At 65.1% G+C, this 17,192-nt stretch carries 9 protein-coding genes (1 of these 9 cut by a window edge); all 9 read left to right on the top strand.

From position 1 onward, the window contains the following. Positions 1–89: 89 nt before the first annotated feature. Complete coding sequence (gene eccB, locus ACRXBZ_RS05465; protein ID WP_433878087.1) at positions 90–1,481, top strand: type VII secretion protein EccB; 1,392 nt, start codon at positions 90–92, stop codon at positions 1,479–1,481. Between the two features lie 85 nt (positions 1,482–1,566). Beyond that, the gene (locus tag ACRXBZ_RS05460; RefSeq protein WP_433878086.1) at positions 1,567–1,893 is read left to right on the top strand and encodes a hypothetical protein; all 327 of its coding nucleotides are present in this window, start codon (positions 1,567–1,569) and stop codon (positions 1,891–1,893) included. A 38-nt stretch (positions 1,894–1,931) separates the two neighbouring features. After that, positions 1,932–2,216 (top strand): WXG100 family type VII secretion target, encoded by a 285-nt coding sequence (locus tag ACRXBZ_RS05455; protein WP_433878085.1) that lies wholly within the window; start codon positions 1,932–1,934, stop codon positions 2,214–2,216. A 104-nt stretch (positions 2,217–2,320) separates the two neighbouring features. Then, positions 2,321–2,824 carry a hypothetical protein gene (locus ACRXBZ_RS05450; RefSeq protein ID WP_433878084.1) on the top strand — a complete coding sequence of 168 codons (504 nt, stop codon included), beginning with the start codon at positions 2,321–2,323 and terminating at the stop codon, positions 2,822–2,824. Between the two features lie 178 nt (positions 2,825–3,002). Continuing rightward, positions 3,003–5,741, top strand: coding sequence for a hypothetical protein (locus ACRXBZ_RS05445; protein WP_433878083.1), 2,739 nt, complete (start codon positions 3,003–3,005; stop codon positions 5,739–5,741). A gap of 153 nt (positions 5,742–5,894) precedes the next feature. Then, the gene (locus tag ACRXBZ_RS05440) at positions 5,895–8,693 is read left to right on the top strand and encodes a hypothetical protein (RefSeq protein ID WP_433878082.1); all 2,799 of its coding nucleotides are present in this window, start codon (positions 5,895–5,897) and stop codon (positions 8,691–8,693) included. A 42-nt stretch (positions 8,694–8,735) separates the two neighbouring features. Continuing rightward, positions 8,736–9,191 (top strand): YbaB/EbfC family nucleoid-associated protein, encoded by a 456-nt coding sequence (locus ACRXBZ_RS05435; RefSeq protein ID WP_433878081.1) that lies wholly within the window; start codon positions 8,736–8,738, stop codon positions 9,189–9,191. Then, positions 9,181–9,510 carry a hypothetical protein gene (locus tag ACRXBZ_RS05430; protein WP_433878080.1) on the top strand — a complete coding sequence of 110 codons (330 nt, stop codon included), beginning with the start codon at positions 9,181–9,183 and terminating at the stop codon, positions 9,508–9,510. Before ACRXBZ_RS05435 ends, ACRXBZ_RS05430 begins: the two co-directional genes overlap by 11 nt. 301 nt (positions 9,511–9,811) lie before the next feature. Beyond that, positions 9,812–17,192, top strand: the 5' end (the start) of a protein-coding gene (locus tag ACRXBZ_RS05425) for a WXG100-like domain-containing protein (RefSeq protein ID WP_433878079.1). Its footprint extends 38,072 nt past the window's final position; only the first 7,381 of its 45,453 coding nucleotides appear in the window; the start codon lies at positions 9,812–9,814; its stop codon lies beyond the right edge, outside the window.

Genomic DNA, 17,192 nt, shown 5'->3' with positions numbered 1-17,192 from the left:
CCCAGGCTCCGCTAAGCGACCACCCACTCAGACCATTCACCAACAGGCTCTGAAACAGAACAGCGCAGATCAGTCGAAGGAGGTGTGCCATGCATTCGCGTAGTGACCAGGTCCAAGCGCACTCGTTCATGACCGCGCGGCTGGTTGCCGCGCTGGTGCGCGCGGAGCCGGACATGGCCACCCCGCCGCTGCGGCGCACCCCGCTCGGCATGGTGATCGGCTTCATGCTGGCCGTGCTGATCGTGGCCGGGTTCGCCGTGGCTTCGATGTTATCGCCGGGTGGCGCGACGAAGTGGACGCAGCCGGGCACGCTGATCGTGGAAAAGGAAACCGGCACCCGGTATGTGCTGGCCGACGGCGTGCTGCGTCCGGTGCTGAACCTCGCCTCCGCCCGACTGCTGCTCGGACCGAACATGCAGGTGGCCAGCACTCCGAAGTCCTCGCTGGCCGACGTGCCGCGCGGGACACCGGTCGGCGTCATCGGAGCGCCGGATTCGTTGCCGGACCCCGGCGGACCGGTCGACGGCACCTGGCTGGTCTGTGCCGAATCGGCGGTGGATGCCACGGGCTCGCCGCGTCCGGTGCTCTCGCTGGGCGTCGGTTCGGCACCCGATGCGCTGCCCGTGCCGGACGATCGGGCCGTCCTGGTGAGCTCCGCTGACGGGACGGAATACCTGGCGTGGCGGGACCGGCGGATGAAGCTGACAGCGCCGTGGGTAAGCCGGGCGCTCGGGTACAACGACAATTCGGCCATCCGAGTTCGCGACGCCTGGGTGAACGCGCTACCCGCCGCTGCCGATCTCGGGGCGCCGTCGGTGTCGGGCCAAGGCGAGCCCGGCCCCGTGCTGGACGGTCAGCAGACCATGATCGGCCAGGTTTTCGTGGTCAACGGCGTCGGGATGTCGGAACGGTACTTCATCCTGGCCCGGCACGGGCTGCTTCCGGTGACCAAGACTGGAGCCGCGCTGGCGCTCGGCAACCCGGCCACCGCGGCCGCATATGGCGGCACGCAGGTGGCGGCGCGGAAGCTCAGTTCGGCGGCCCTGGCGTCTGCCACGGTGTTGCCCGCACCCGAGGCGATGGCGGCATGGCCGCCTTCTCCGCCGACTTTGATGGACGGTCGGAGCCCGTGCGTTCAGGCCGTCACCATCGGCGGCGACATCTCCCAGCGCCTGGTGTCACGGCCCAGCGTGTGGAACGCCGAAGTCGTCGACGGCCCTGGCTTCGTCCGCAACAAGCTGACCGCGGACCGGATCGCGATGCAGCCGGGTAGCGGAATGTTGGTGCGAACCCTTCCGGCTCCCGGGGTGACCGGTGCCGGCCTGTACCTGGTCGCGGAGCCCGGGGCGAAATTCCCGGTGGCGAACGAGGGTTCGGCCGCTGCGCTGGGCTACTCGGGAGCGGGGGCGGTGGGGGTGCCCGCGAGTTTGCTGGACCTGCTTCCCACTGGTCCAGTGTTGTCCGGCAAGGGTGGGGGGTGACGCCGCTACATCGTGACAACGACGGCCCGGTGTCGGGCAATGCCGAAATATCGCGGTTTCATTTCAGTCAACAAGGAGAAAAAAAATGAGTGAACTCCCCGGAAGGGTGCAATACACTCCCGGCGGCTCGTTCGGGCTCCAGGACCCTCAGTTGGCCGGTATCATCCAGGCCACCGACGATGCCCTTTCCAAGATTCGGACACTGCGATACACCGTGGTTGAGACGTCTGGTGCGGTGTATAGGTCGAACCAGTCGCGTTCCGGGAAGATCCTCGAGGCTCGGTTCAACGATTGGGCGTCGGAATTCGGGCAGATCGAGGGCAACCTGAGCACCCTGAACGAAAAGGTAAAGGGCCTGCGGCAGCTGTTGCTGCGTGCTGCTGATGAGTCCGAAAGCCAAGCGAGCTACTGAAAACAGTTCTAAGTCCACTCCCATGAAAGGGGAATGTCTTGTCTGACTTTCTAGTCAACCACACCAACTACGGCGACACGAATAACCAACTCGCGGTGGCCGTAAAACAAATGGGTAAAATCATCGACGACCTCGAGAGCTTCCTCGCGCGGACGAACGATGCGGTCCAGGGCCAGGCGGCGCCGCTGTGGCACGAACAGCAGGTGCAGTGGCGCGGGAACTACGCGGAAATGCAGCAGAAGCTGGGACGCGTAGTGACGGCTTCGTACGAGGTTGCTAACACCTTCCATGACGGAGACCGCCGCAGCGCGTCCATCTTCTGACGGACGCATTCGGCAGTGAATGCGAAGGCTCGGCCCGGGGTTGCCGCGCAACGCGCCTCGGGCCGAGCCGCCACACATCACCCGCGTAGCAAAGGAGGAAAGCCATGTCGGGTTCCAATGTTCCAGGTAAACCGATTACGGCGTTCGACCGGAGTCAGTACGAACGATTGATCAGGGCAATCGATGAGGTCGATCACGGGCTGGTCAAGATGTTTCTTAAGCCTGGCGCGGATATTCGGCTTGACGCCACGTTGGGCAACAGGCTCAAAATCGGTAACTCGAGCTGGGCCGCGGTGAAGGATTTCACCACAAACGCCAACAGCTTCGGCACCTCGGTTGACGGTATCAACCGGAAGTCCAGTAAGAGCTGGCAGGATTTCATCGATGCCCTCAATGAGGCCAAGGACATCTTCGAAAAAACCGACGACCTCGCGAAATACAGTTCCGAAAAGTTCTTGAACAAGTACCCGGACGTCGGAGAACCGAGCGGCTCGTCGTCGTACGGGGCCGATGGCGGCAGCGACGGCGGCAAAGATGGCGGCAAGGATGGCGGCAGCGATGGGGGCAAGGATGGCGGCAAGGATGGCGGCAAGGATGGCGGCAAGTAGCCGGTAGCTTCGCCCGCATCGTGATCCGTCAGTATTGCTCTGAGTGCATATTGAAGCCTCCAAACGCACCTGGCCGCTGGAGGATTCAATTTGGTTAAGCCGGCGCGGCTTTTCCTGACGAAGCAGTTGCCCCAACCAGTCAGTCGAACGGCTTGTCGCCGGTGATTGAGGAGAGCTCATGGCTGAAGAAAAATCATCCGAGCTGAAGGTCCCCGACAACACCCACTTCTCGGAATGGGGCATCGGAGAGGTACTCCTCGCGCTCACCGGCGACCAAGTCGACTTTCGATCGGCCGCGAACCAGACCTGGATCAAGTTCGACACAGATGCTTCGGGCGGGGCCTGGGACAAAGGTAAACCGAATTCGGCGCTGATCCAGTATCACGCCTGGGACAAGCTCTATTATGCGGCTAGTTACAATGACGAAGCATTCAAGGCGTGGGATGACCTGTGCCTCAAGATGGATGCCATCGCCAACGACTTGGCCACGGGACAGCGCGGCTCGCTGGATGTGCAATCTGTTTTCGATGCTGAAGAACGAGTCAAGCTGTACGAGCAATTTTTGAAATATTCGGCCTCGGATTTTCGCGCCTGGGCCAAGAACCTGGACCAGGACGGCTCGAAATTCCAGGGGCAGGCGGCGTCGGTGATTCAGCGCCGCATGGACACCTATGCCGATGCGCAAGAAGACGTGCATAAGCAGGTCACCGACAACTACGGAATCAGGGTTTCCTCGGCGTTGGGCGACCTGAGGTACGAGCTGTCTGCGGTCATAGCTGCGATCACTAACACCTGGTGGCAGGTCTCCCGGAGTAAACTCGTTGGGATTCCCCAGAAATCGGCGTATTCCAGTGTGTCGAATGTGACCAAGTATATTATCGATAATGGCTTAGTGGCGCCCAAGTCGGCTCATCCCCAGTATAAATTGGACGAAATTAAAGACCGGGATGAAGCGGAGAAGGTCATTCGCAGCTGGCTGGCTAGTACCGACTACGGGAATGTCATGACCGCGGACGCCTGGAACAAGATGAACGACGAGGTCAACAAGAAGATCTCGTCGGCGCTCGACGAGCTGGACACTGCCGCGCGAGAAGCCATGGCGAACCTGCACCCAGCTATGGTTACCGCTACGACCGCCCTGACCGCACTGGTCGAGCCGACGCCCGGCAACTCGTCCGGCGGTGGTGGTGGTTCCATGGGACCGCCGCCGAAGGTGAAGATTCCGCCGCCGCCGGAGGTGAAGATTCCACCGCCGCCGGAGGTGAAGATTCCGCCGCCGCCTAAGGCGGAGGCTCCGCCGTTGCCGGATCCCAACGGTGGTGGGTCCGGCGGCTTCGACGGGGACGGGAAGCCGTTGCCGGATCCCAACGGTGGTGGGGCCGGCGGCTTCGACGGAGACGGGAAGCCGTTGCCGGATCCCAACGGTGGTGGGTCCGGCGGCTTCGACGGGGACGGGAAGCCGTTGCCGGATCCCAACGGTGGTGGGGCCGGCGGCTCCGGCGGAACCGGCGCCGCGAAGGTCGCCGAGCAGGAGAAATTCGCGCCGTTGCCGGATCCCAACGGGAAGTCGTCGGCGGATGGGGGTGCGCCGCCGCCAGTTCCGCCCGGCCCAACCGGGGTGTTCACCAAGTCAAAACAGCCGGGTGCCAACGGTGGTGGGTCCGGCGGTTTCGACGAAAATGGGAAGCCGTTGCCGGGCTTTGACGGCAACGGGAAGCCGCTGCCGGGCTTTGACGGCAACGGGAAGCCGCTGCCGGGCTTTGACGGCAACGGGAAGCCGCTGCCGGGCTTCGACGGCAACGGGAAGCCGTTGGCGGATGGTGGTGCGCCGCTGCCAGTTCCGCCCGGCCCAACCGGGGTGTTCACCAAGTCAAAACAGCCGGGTGCCAACGGTGGTGGGTCCGGCGGTTTCGACGAAAATGGGAAGCCGTTGCCGGGCTTTGACGACAACGGCATGCCGTTGCCTGGTTTTGATTCGACTGGGAAGCCGTTGCCGGGCTTTGACGACAACGGCATGCCGTTGCCTGGTTTTGATTCGACTGGGAAGCCGTTGCCGGGCTTTGACGACAACGGCATGCCGTTGCCTGGTTTTGATTCGACTGGGAAGCCGTTGCCGGGCTTTGACGACAACGGCATGCCGTTGCCTGGTTTTGATTCGACTGGGAAGCCGTTGCCGGGCTTTGACGACAACGGCATGCCGTTGCCTGGTTTTGATTCGACTGGGAAGCCGTTGCCGGGCTTTGACGACAACGGCATGCCGTTGCCTGGTTTTGATCCGACTGGGCATCCGTTGCCGGGCTTTGATTCGACTGGGCATCCGTTGCCTGGTTTCGATTCGACTGGGCATCCGTTGCCGGGCTTTGATTCGAACGGAAATCCGTTGCCTGGGTTCGATTCGGACGGCAAGCCGCTGCCAGGTTCCGGGTCGGGTTCCGGGTCGTCGGGTTCCGGGGCTGGTTTCGGGGCTGGTTCCAGCCTTGGCGCTCCGGCGCCTGTCGTGAATGCTGCTTCGCCGACCTCGGTCGGTTCGGGTCTGGGCGGTGGCACCGCTGGCCCGCCTGCCCCGCCTGCAGCGGTGCTGTCCGGTGGATGGCCGGGGACGAACGGCAATAACGGCATCCCGGGTTCCGGCATGATGCCACCGATGATGCCCCCGATGATGGGCGGCATGGGCGGCGCGGGCGGCGCGGGTAACGATCAGAAGGAACGCGAGCGGCAGACGTGGTTGTCCGAGGACGAGGAGGTCTGGGGCGCCAACGAGGCCGCCGGGTTTAGCGTGATCGGCCGGCCGGACGAGGAAGACTATGAGTTCGACGAGTCGATCGTGGCCGCCGGGCCGATTCGCGGGCCGCGTCAGCCGGCGCAGCAGCCCGCTGAAGACGAGCAGGACGCGGAGACCGCAACCCGAAACGCGTAGTGCGGAGGTAACCAAAATCCGTGCCAGGAAAGGAGAGGTGCCCATGTCCTCGCCCATGTTCGATGAGCTGGAACCGGCGCGGCTTTTCCGGTGAACCAGCAGTAGTCCCAACCAGTCAGTCGAACGGATAGTCGCCGTGATTGAGGAGAGCTCATGGCTGAGGAAAAAACACCCGAGTCATCCGAGGCGTCCGAGCTGAAGGTCCCCGACAACACCCACTTCTCGGAGTGGGGCATCGGAGAGGTACTCCTCGCGCTCACCGGCGACAAAGTCGACTTTCGAGGTGGGGATAAGAGCTGGCTCAAATTCGACGATAATCTTTCGGGTGGGGCGTGGGACAAGGATAACCCGTCCCAGACGCAGATCAGCTATCACGCCTGGGATAAGCTCTATTATGCGGCCAGTTACAACAGTGAAGCATTCAAGGCGTGGGATGAACTGTGTCTAAAGATGGATACGATCGCCAACGATCTGTGCACATCACGGCGCGGCTCGCTGGATGTTCTATCCGTTTATGAGGCTCAGCAAAAGGTCAAGGAGTACGAGGCCTGGCTGCGGTCCTCCGCTCAGCACTTCCGCGCCTGGGCCAAGAACCTGGACCGGGACGACTCGAAATTCCAGGGGCGGGCGGCGGCGGTGATTCAGCGCCGCATGGACACCTATGCCGATGCGCTCGAAGACGTGCATAAGCAGGTCACCGACAACTACGGAGTCAGGGTGTCCGAGGTGTTGGGCGACGTGGGGTGGCAGCTGGATGCGGCGATAGCTGCGATCACTGGCACCTGGTTTCAGATCCGGAATAAAATCGTCGGGTTGCCCCAGAAAGGGGCGTATTACTGGGCGGAGGATGTGACCTTCCATATTCGGCATTGGGGCATAGTCCTCGTAGACGAGGGGGTCCCGGGGGATACTTACCGACTGGACAATATATACAAGGACGATGGCCGGGACGCAGCGGAAGAGTACATCCGCGAATGCCTGGATTATTACCAGCTCGGGAATCTCGCCACCGCCGCCCCCTGGAACAAGATGAACGACGAGATCAACAAGGTGATCTCGTCGGCGCTCGACGAGCTGGACATTGCCGCGCGAGATGCCATGGCGAACCTGTACCCAGCTTTGGTTACCGCTACCACTGCCATGACCGCACTGGTCGAGCCGACGCCCAGCAACTCTTCCGGCGGTGGTGCTGGTGGTTCCATGGGGCCGCCGCCGAAGGTGAAGATTCCGCCGCCGCCGGAGGTGAAGATTCCGCCGCCGCCGGAGGTGAAGATTCCGCCGCCGCCGGAGGTGAAGATTCCGCCGCCGCCGGAGGTGAAGATTCCGCCGCCGCCGAAGGTGGAGGCTACGCCGGTGCCGGATCCCAACGCTAGTTCGAATATTCCCAAGCCGGATGGGGGTGCGCCGCCGCCAGTTCCGCTTGGCCCAACCGGCGTGTTCACCAAGTCCAAACAGCCGGGTGCCAACGGTGGTGGGTCCGGCGGGTTCGACAAAAACGGGAAGCCGTTGCCGGGCTTCGACAAAAACGGGCAGCCGTTGCCGGGCTTCGACAAAAACGGGCAGCCGTTGCCGGGCTTCGACGAAAATGGGAAGCCGTTGCCGGGCTTCGGCAAAAACGGCAAGCCGTTGGCGGATGGGGGTGCGCCGCCGCCAGTTCCGCTTGGCCCAACCAGCGCGTTCACCAAGTCCAAACAGCCGGGTGCCAACGGTGGTGGGTCCGGCGGGTTCGACAAAAACGGGAAACCGTTGCCGGGCTTCGGCAAAAACGGGCAGCCGTTGCCTGGTTTCGATTCCAACGGCAAGCCGTTGCCGGGCTTCGATTCCAACGGGAAGCCGTTGCCTGGCTTCAACGATCCGCGAAGGCCTGTAACATCTAAGCCGATCGACTTTGACTTGAACCGGAATCGACTGGGCTTTGATTCGAATGGGAAGCCGTTGCCGGGCTTCGGCAAAAACGGGCAGCCGTTGCCTGGTTTCGATTCCAACGGCAAGCCGTTGCCGGGCTTTGATTCCAACGGGCAGCCGTTGCCTGGCTTCGATTCGAATGGGAAGCCGTTGCCTGGCTTCGATTCGAATGGGCAGCCGTTGCCTGGCTTCGATTCCAATGGGCAGCCGTTGCCTGGCTTCGACAAAAATGGGCAGCCGTTGCCGGGCTTTGATTCGAATGGGAAGCCGTTGCCTGGCTTCGATTCCAATGGGAAGCCGTTGCCTGGCTTCGACAAAAATGGGCAGCCGTTGCCGGGCTTTGATTCGAATGGGCAGCCGTTGCCTGGCTTCGATTCCAATGGGCAGCCGTTGCCTGGTTTCGATTCGAATGGGCAGCCGTTGCCTGGCTTCGATTCCAATGGGCAGCCGTTGCCTGGCTTCGACAAAAATGGGCAGCCGTTGCCGGGCTTTGATTCGAATGGGAAGCCGTTGCCTGGCTTCGATTCCAACGGGAAGCCGTTGCCGGGTTCCGGGGCTGGTTTCGGGGCTGGATCTGGGGCTGGATCCGGGGCTGGTTTCAGCCCTGGCGCTCCGGCGCCTGTCGGCGTGAATGCTGCTTCGCCGACCTCGTTCGGTTCGGGTCTGGGTGGTGGCACCGCTGGCCCGCCTGCCCCGCCTGCAGCGGCGCTGTCCGGTGGATGGCCGGGGATGAACGGCCCTAACGGCATGCCGGGTTCCGGCATGATGCCACCGATGATGCCCCCGATGATGGGCGGCGCGGGCGGCGCGGGCGGCGCGGGTAACGATCAGAAGGAACGCGAGCGCCAGACGTGGTTGTCCGAGGACGAGGAAGTCTGGGGCGCCAACGAGGCCGCCGGGTTTAGCGTGATCGGCCGGCCGGACGAGGAAGACTACGAGTTCGACGAGTCGATCGTGGCCGCCGGGCCGATTCGCGGGCCGCGTCAGCCGGCGCAGCAGCCCGCCGAAGACGAGCAGGACGCAGAGACCGCAACCCGACACGCGTAGTGCGGAGGTAACCAAACTCCGTGCCAGGAAAGGAGAGATGTCATGTCCTCGCCCATGTTCGATGAGCTGGAGGCGGCGCTTGAGGAGCTTCGCAGTCAACAGAAGCGCATTCGCGAAGCTCAGCAGGAGGCCGAGCAGGAGACCACGTCCTTCCGGACCAAGGACCGCATGATCTCGGCCGTCGTAGATCACAAGCTGCGGCTCACAGAACTCAAGCTGTCGGGTACGCGCTACCGCAACCTGGCGCCGGCCGAGCTGGCCGGCCGGATCGTCGAGGCGGTCCAGGCGGCGCAGGACGAGGCCGCGAAGAAGTCCATGGACGTGTTCACCCAGCTGGCGCCGACAGCATCCGGTTCCCAGTTCGGCGAGGTACTCAATACCGAATTCGACCTTGACCGAATGTTCGAGGAGGCTGTCCGCATAGCGCAAACACCAATTTTCCCCGAAGACACCAAGCAGAGCGAGAAGAACAAGGAGGCGGAGCCAGATGGCAAGTGAAAACGAAGTCTTTTGGGCTGACATAAGCGCGATTAAGCTCAGCACAGGTACGGTTGACGATCTCGCAAAGCGCGTGGGGGGCGTACTCCGTCCCCTCGTGGCTAGCGGGGTGCTGGCTCAGAACGCCGCAGGGACGACGGACGGAATCGTGCGCCCGGTGACGCAAAAAATGCAGGAGCTCTACAAGATTCAGAAGATCGTCAACCTCCTCATAACAGTCTTGGGGGAAAAAGGAGATGGCTTGAGAGCACTAAGTCAGTTCTTGGAGAGCATGGTTGACGACGCCGAAAAGGCTGCCGGGCACGGCGGTCGGAAGTAGCCGCGCATTCTGTGATGTGCCTGCGTCGCAAAGCCGGTGCCGTCGGCACTACAAGGTCGATACCGGAGTCGGTCGTCAAGATCGGCGGGGCTGGAGGCGGGTCCTAGCGGACCCGCCTCGGCATCCAAAGGCGTGTCCGCCCGGTCCGGGTTGGCGTCGGGGTAGCATGTTCGGTTCGAACGTTGCCCTTTTTTCTACTTCTTGCTGTCCGAACGCGCGTTCTTGCAACGTCTAAAGGCGTGATGGTCTGACCACAAGGGATGATACGGATCATCAGTCGTTTCAAGGTTGGGTGGGTGTGATGTTTTCGTCGATCATGGTGCCGGAGGGGGTGAGGCGGCTTTTTCAGGTGTTGACCGGTGAGGATATGACGGATGCGGATGAGGGTGTGTTGTTCGCGGTGGCGGACGTGTTGGAGTCGGGTGCGGCGGGGCTGGGTGAGGTGCGGGCGTTGGTGGCGGAGTTGGTGGGGAAGGTACGGACGGAGTTTTCGGGGAAGGCGGCGGACCGGTTCGCGGACGGGTTGGGGATTTTTGATGGGTTGTTGTCCTCGGGCCAGGCGGGGTTACTGGATTTAGCGGCGTTCGTGCGGAAGACGTCGCAGCAGGTGCGGTATCTGAAGCTGGTGACGATTTATGGTTTGGAGTTACTGGCGGTAGAGATGGCGTGGGCGATGTATTTTGCGGGGGCGACCGCTGGCGCGACGCTGGCGTGGCTGGCGGCGCGGATGGCGGTGATGCGGTTTTTGTTGACGAGCTGGTGGAGGCAGTTGTTCATGCGGTTGGCGATGATGGCGGCTGGTGGTGTGGTCTTCAACGTGGTGCCGGATCTGCAGGCCCAGGTGCAGATGCTGGGTGAGAAATCGGCTCAGAAGTGGGATGGGACGCTGACCGAGCAGGCGGCCGGGATGGGGGCGTTCTCGGCGTTGGTGGCGCTGCCGATGTCGGCGCTGGGCGGTCTGGTCAGCAACACGTTGACGAAGGTCCTGGTGAAGGGCCTGGGCGATGACGTGGACGCGGCGATCCTGGAGGCGGCGGCGAAGAAAGCGGTGGCCGAGCACGCGGAGTTGTATCCGGTGTCGGCGATGGCGAAGTTCGCGGACGCGGTGGGCAAGAGCCTGGATGACTATGCGGGGATGTCGGTGGGGGCGATGTGGCTGGCGCGGTTCGGGCATAGCGTGGGGGAGGCGTTGGAGAACGCGTTGTCGGAGTTTTTCGGGGAGGCGGGATATTTGGCGGCCACGGGCCAGGAGGTGACCTGGAACCCGTTTAGTTTGACGGCGGGTTTGTTCGAGACGGTGTTCAGCGGTGTGGGCAATCTGGCGGGTTTGGCGTTGCGGGGCAAGCTGCACCCGGAAGGCCCGAGCCCGTACCTCGAGGGCACCGGCGAGGGCGGGGACGGCAGCGACGATGGTGGCGGGACCGGTGGGGAGAAGACCCCGCTGCCGGGGGCAGGGTCCGGGTCGCAGACAGGGGACATCCCTGGCTCCCCAGACAAAGACAGCACGTTCCTCCCATCCGATGCCTCGCAATCGGATGGCTCGCAATCGGATGGTTCGCGATCGGATGGTTCGCGATCGGATGGCTCGCAATCGGATGGTTCGCGATCGGATGGCTGGGCCGGCTCGGATTCCGGGGCCGGCTCGGATTCCTCGAGTGTGTCTGATGTGGACTCTGTGTTCTCGGATACCGGGTCGGTGGATTCGGCTGCGGTGTCGGTGTCTTCTGGTGATGGCCTGGTGGTGCCCGGTTCCGCTGTGGTGTCTGCCGTTGTTGTGGGCGGCACAGACGGTAAGGACGGCACGGACGGTAAGCGGGGTGCCGATGGCGGTGCGCCGGGCAGGGACGCGGCCGGTGGTGTTCCGGTGCTGCCCGGTTCCGGGGAGCACCGGCCGGGCACACCACCACCGGCATATTCCCGTGGGGTACCGGGTGTTGACCCGGACCGGCCGGGCACACCGCCGCCGCCGTACAGTCCGGATCCCGGTGGCGATCAGGCCGTGCCCGGGAAGCGGCCGCTGGAGGTGTCTGCCTCGAAGACACCGGACTCCCCGACAGTGACCCCACATGCTTCTGATGTACCCGCGGATGCCCCGCGCCCGGAGACCGGCAGGCCTGGGTCTGTCGTGGGCCCCAATGGTGGTGTGCCTGCGGATGCCGCGCGCCCGGAGACTGTCAGGCCAGGGTCTGTCGTGGGCCCCAATGGTGGTGTGCCTGCGGATGCCGCGCGCCCGGAGGCTGTCAGGTCTGGGTCTGTCGTGGGCCCCGAGGGTGGTGTGCCTGCGGATGCCGCGCGCCCGGAGACTGTCGGGTCTGGGTCTGTCGTGGGCCCCGACGGTGGTGTGCCTGCGGGGCATCCGGCATCGGAGACTGTCGGGTCCGGGTCTGCTGCGGACTCCGGCAGTGGTGTGTCCGGGCGGCATCCGGAGTCGCCGAGTGGGGTGACCGGCCGCGATGGGGACCCCGGTGCGGACTCGGTTGCGGGGCGTGGGGATTCGCATCGCCAGGACGGGGCGGTGGTGTCCCCGGACTCGGCGACACTGCCGGGGGAGGGGTCGCAGGCGGCGCCGTCTCTGCATCGGGATCCGGCGGCGGTGCTGCTGGCGGGCTTGCCGGCGGACACGGTGCGGGTGCCGGTGACCGCGGAGGTGGTTGCTGGTGGCAGGTTGAAGTTGGCGGAGTTCGTGCGGAGCCATGGCGCGGATTCCACGGGCGGGCCTGTGCTGCTGGTGTCCCCCAGCGATCCGAACGCGGGTGTGGTGGTGACGCGGGGCCAGGGGTTGGCACTGGCGCGGGATTTGGGCCGCAACGTTGTCGCGATGATGCCGGGACAGGCCGGGCGCGAGCCGCGGTTCATGGTGTTCCCCGCGGATGGTTCTCGTCCCAAGTCGCTGGCCGGGCCTGGTGCCGGGGTGCTGGCCGGCGGGCGGAGCGGGGACGTGGCCGGTCTGGCGGACGCCTCGGCAACGGTCCCGGCCGCCGGTGACAAGACGGTGGCCCGGGGTAAGGCACCGGCTACCGGGACGGGGTCTGCCCAGGCGAGGTCGGTGACTGGGGGGGTACAGCCCGCGTCGACCACGCCCGATGTCGGGGCGGGCACGGTACGGGATACCAGTCGGATACCGGTGGGGCAGTGGACGCAGGAGGAACTCGTCCGCGCGATCGCCGAGGCGGAGGAGCTGGACCTGTCCAGCAGGGAAAAGGAGACGGCGCGGCAGATTGTGCGGCGCGCGCATGACGTCGCGGGGTTGGCTCGCGGGGATGCTGTCGTGCCGTTGGAGGATGTGGTGGCGCTGGTCGCGGCCAAGTACCACGACCTCGGCGATGATCACCAGGATCAGGTGGTGGAGTTTTCCGGGGCGCTGGCGGACTGGCTGGGTACGCGGCGCAGCGAGCCGGTCATCCACGCCGGGGCCGGGCCGGCACGGCTATCCAGTGTGGAGCCCGCCCCGGTGCCCTTCGGTGAGCTGAAGCCGCTGACGCCGCTGAAGCCTCCGGTGGATGGGGGGTCTGAGCAGCGTGCCGGCGACGCGGAGTACGGGCGGGATGGGTCGAGGGGGTCGCTGCCGGATGTGGTGGATGACCGGTCGGTGCTGAGCGCGGAGGATGTGGCGGGGGCTCCTGCCATGGGGGGGCGCTTGGCGCTGGAGGCTTTCCAGGCGGCGACGGGAGTGCCTGCGCAGCCGAGGCTGGCCGATGTTGATGTTCACAATGTCGTGGCGTACCTGCGGATGCGGCTGGGCCCGTCGGGCGATGCGGACCATGCGCTGGTGGTGAGGAAGTGGAAGACGAAGTGGGAAACCCGCGGCACGGGGCAGTCGTCGGATCCAACGGTGTTGGTCGAGGAGGGTATCGACCAAGTCTGGTATGTGATGGGCGAGTACGCGCCAGGGGTGAGGCCGAATATCGCCAGATGGCCGGAGGAATCGTGGGGCCTGCTGCCCCAGGGGCGGGTGAGTGACCGGGTGGGGGTGCCGCGGCATCTGGATCCGGACAGGGTTTGGCCGTCGGATACCCGGTTGGTGAACATTGGCGATTCGGTTGAGTTCTTCGTGCATGTGGTGGATCCGGCTGGTGTCAGGGTGGAGTACGGGCTGGCGGATCCGGGGCTGTGGCGTCGTGGCCGTGAGGTCGAATGGGGTGGGTTGTTCGCGGCTTTGCAGGATGAGGGGCGGCCTGCGGAGTTGATGAATATGGTCAACCCGTCGGTGCGTGAGAGCCGGTATCTGGCTCAGGTGTTGGGGGTGGATGAGGCCACGGCGCGGGTGTGGCGGATGTGGTCGTACCTGCCCGAAGGGCATGCCGAGGCGTTGCGCCGGGTGATCATCGGGTCGGTGGTCAGCACCTACGGCGGGCGAGAAGCGGTCAAGCGTCTGGTCAAAGACCTGCTGCCGGACGGTCAGCGGACCGAGGAGCGGTTGCGTGCTCTGGGAGAGCTCATGGTGGGCCTGGCCGATCGCCGCCGTCGGCTGGGGAGGTGGGGCGAGGAAGGGCGTGCCCCACAGGGTGTCCTCCGCATCGCGGCCCAGTACCGTGCCGAACTGCGGCAGAAGGTGGTCAGGCTCGGCGGCCTGGACGAGGTGGTGCGTGCCGGGAGCGAGCCCGGCATCCGGGTGGAGGTGCCGGTGTTCCGCGGTCCGGCACCGCAGCGTGCCGGTGTGTCAGGCCGGCAGCCCACCGGGCGGGAGCTGAACGTGCTGCGTGAGTTGGTGCACGCCCTGGACGGTCGTGAGTTTGACTACCTCACGCGCTTCTTCGGTGAGGACTGGCAGGTCGTCCGGGCGATCGGCGTTCGTCCGGACGACGTGAGCGCGTTGCGTCTTGGCCGTGGCGGTGATCGTGCGGTGGTGCGTGGGATCTTGCTCGACCTGTTTGTCGAGGCGTTCGGCGGGCCGGAAGGGGCGGTCGCGCTGGCTGACCGGTTGCGGGAGCAGAGCCTGGGCCTTCTGAAGCAGCTGGGCTGGGAGATGGCCTTGCAGGGGGAGCTGGACCCCCGGAGGGGCGTGCAGGTGACCTCGCAACGGCAGCCGGACCCCGGGGAGGACGTGCAGAGGGCCTCGCAGGGGAAGGAACTTACCGCCGCGGAAACGGTTCTCGGTTTGCCGGCCATGGAGGGTTTGCTGCCGTGGACTCTGGGCGATGTGGTGGACTACGTCGCCGAGGGTGCTGTTCCGGCGGGAGTCCCGGATCGGGGATTGGTGGCTCACCTCGGCACGGCCCGCGCGGCCTTCGTGGCCAGAGTTAACGAGTCCACGGCTCAGTGGTGGCTGGACGGCCGCCAACAGCCCGGCCCGACCCATCTGCGGTTGATGCGTGAGGCTGCCCGGCTCCCGAGCTCGGAGCTGGTGCGTTACCTCGGTCCGGGCCGAGCACTCGAGGTGACCGACACCGGCTGGCTTGCTAGACACGAGTCGGAGGTATGGGAGTGGCTGGCGGGCGTGCGCGAGCCCCCCGTGGGGGAGCCTGCGAAGCTGCGCCTGGATGTTCTGCGGGCTATCCGGGAGGGGCTCGTCCCGCCCGCGTCGTCCAGGCGGTTGGGTTGGAGCGAGAACTGGATACGGGAGGCTGAGCGCCGTCTCGCGTGGTCCGATGCCAAGAAGGGAAGCGAGTTCCCGTCCGAGGCTTGGGAACAGTGGAAGAAGGTGAATGCCCCAGTTCCGCCTCTGCGGCCCGAATCGCGAGCGGTCATCGATGGGCTCGGGAATTCGCTGAAAGCTTCGGTCAACTACATCATTGTTCAGGTTCTGCTGGGCAATGAGATCGCGAAGGCCATGGTGCGGGGATCGGGCATCGTGATTCCCGCCCCGGGTCCGAAGGCGGCCACGGAGTTGCTGGATCAGATCGCCGACAGCGTCCGTGCTGCGGACGGCATGCTGCACTCTGGTGTGTTGCGGCGGGTGGTGGGAGGTGCGGCGAGTGAGGAGTTCCAGGCCGCGACCGGGGGTGTTGTCCCGCAGCCCCGGCTGACCGGTGGCCCCGATGCCGTGCGGGAGTTCATGGAGCAGTGGGCGGGGGACGACGTTCATTTCCTTGTGCTTAGGGTGCCGTCGGCGACCCCGTGGGTAGCGACCTCGCAGGATGCCCCGCGGGCAGCGTATGTGAACGGCAACGACCCGAATACGTTCCCCTCTGGTGACTTCTTTGAAGACGGGCAGGCGCACTACTTCGTGGACGCGGTCCAGGGTGATGGCCGAAGGATCCATCCCGCGTCGACGTTGTCGTTGGGTGTGATGGCGGCCGCGGGCGATGCCTTGGCTTGGTGGGCTCAGCCTGACGACCTGCGCTCCCCCGCGGCCGACAGTGATAGCGATGGTTTCGCAGCGTCCGCGTCGCCGGGGGAGGGTTCGCAGCCTGCGGCCGGCGACGTCATTCTGGGTGGGCCGGTGCAGGCGGCGTTGGATGGCCGGTTGCCGCGAGTGCTCGATTTGCCGGAATCGGTGCGGCGGGAGCGGCTCGGTAACCTCGCCGGGATCGCGGAGGTGGCCGAGTTGGCGGGCCGGATGGAACTGCATCTGGAAGCGATGCCGGGATTCGATCCGGAGGGTGAGCGTACACGGAACGTCGACGTTGCGAAACGCATGGTACGGCAGGGAGCGTGGACCGCAGAGGATTTGCAGTGGGTCAAGGACGGGTTGCCTGGGATGCGGGCGGTCGAGAAGAAATGGCGTGGCCTGGCGAGCTTGTCGAGTCGTGCTGCTGCGCAGCGGGAACTGCTTTGGTCGAGCGATGAGGCCGATGTGGCGTTGAAGGAATTGTCTGGCCCGGCACGGAAAATCTTGTTGGACCGCGCATCCATAGCATTGGGGGCGTCATTTAATGGCTCGCAGCGGGCTGTAAGCGTGCTGGCCTATCACATGATGCGTGGTGTCGGGGACGGTGAGATCGCGCGGGTACGGAACAGACTGGCCCGTATGTTGGTGGCCTTGACGGCGGTGAGTGCGGGGGCCAGGCCCGAGTCGGGGACGGGCCGGGGTGCGGGGTCCGAATCGGTCGGTGATGCGGGCGTGGTGCCCGCACTGGGTGGGGATGCGTGGCCGGAGTTCACTGGGGATGCGTCGGGTGATCCGGCGACCGCTTCGCGGTCGGAGTCCACCGAGGATGTGGTGGGTTCCACCGGGAGCGATGGTGGTGGGGGTGCGGGGACGTTCGGGCGCGGGAGTCTGGACTCCGAGGAGCGGTTCAAATCGTGGCTGACTGAGATCGCCTTTCTCCGTGGTGATGGTCTCCGTCGGGCGTTCGGCCGTGACGGTGGCGAGGTACCGGCTGGTCAGGTCGACGGCCCGGGGGCTCCTGCGCGGGACGCCGAGCCGAGCCCTGGCGCACCCACTGACGATGCGCATGTGGCGGGTGCCGCGATCGAGGACGCGGAGAGCGACGAATTCGATACCTTCATGAACAACGAAAAGCAAGGGTTGCTGGATCGGCTTGAGCGCTTGGGCGAAAAGGAGAAACCGTCCGGGAGCTCAATGCGCGCCACGGAGTCTGTTGTGGACGGTGGTGGTGCTGTCTCGGCGGAGGGCGGCGTTGTTTCGCAGGACGATGGTGCTGGCGGTGTTACGGACGGGCAGCGGGCCGACGGTGACGCCGTCGAGCGGACGGCTGCCCAGGCGCGGTCGGTGGCCGCGGGGGTAGAGCCCGCGGCGACCACGCCCGGTGCCGGGGCGGGCACGGTACGGGATACCA

The sequence above is a fragment of the Saccharopolyspora hattusasensis genome (assembly GCF_050972075.1).
Lineage (GTDB): Bacteria > Actinomycetota > Actinomycetes > Mycobacteriales > Pseudonocardiaceae > Saccharopolyspora > Saccharopolyspora hattusasensis.
The sequence above is the reverse complement of the archived record's forward strand: the minus strand, read 5'-3'. Positions and strand labels throughout refer to the sequence as shown.

Coding starts and splice junctions, on each gene's coding strand:
- eccB (WP_433878087.1), top strand. CDS start 90: ATGCATTCGCGTAGTGACCAGGTCCAAGCGCACTCGTTCATGACCGCG.
- ACRXBZ_RS05460 (WP_433878086.1), top strand. CDS start 1,567: ATGAGTGAACTCCCCGGAAGGGTGCAATACACTCCCGGCGGCTCGTTC.
- ACRXBZ_RS05450 (WP_433878084.1), top strand. CDS start 2,321: ATGTCGGGTTCCAATGTTCCAGGTAAACCGATTACGGCGTTCGACCGG.
- ACRXBZ_RS05445 (WP_433878083.1), top strand. CDS start 3,003: ATGGCTGAAGAAAAATCATCCGAGCTGAAGGTCCCCGACAACACCCAC.
- ACRXBZ_RS05440 (WP_433878082.1), top strand. CDS start 5,895: ATGGCTGAGGAAAAAACACCCGAGTCATCCGAGGCGTCCGAGCTGAAG.
- ACRXBZ_RS05435 (WP_433878081.1), top strand. CDS start 8,736: ATGTCCTCGCCCATGTTCGATGAGCTGGAGGCGGCGCTTGAGGAGCTT.
- ACRXBZ_RS05430 (WP_433878080.1), top strand. CDS start 9,181: ATGGCAAGTGAAAACGAAGTCTTTTGGGCTGACATAAGCGCGATTAAG.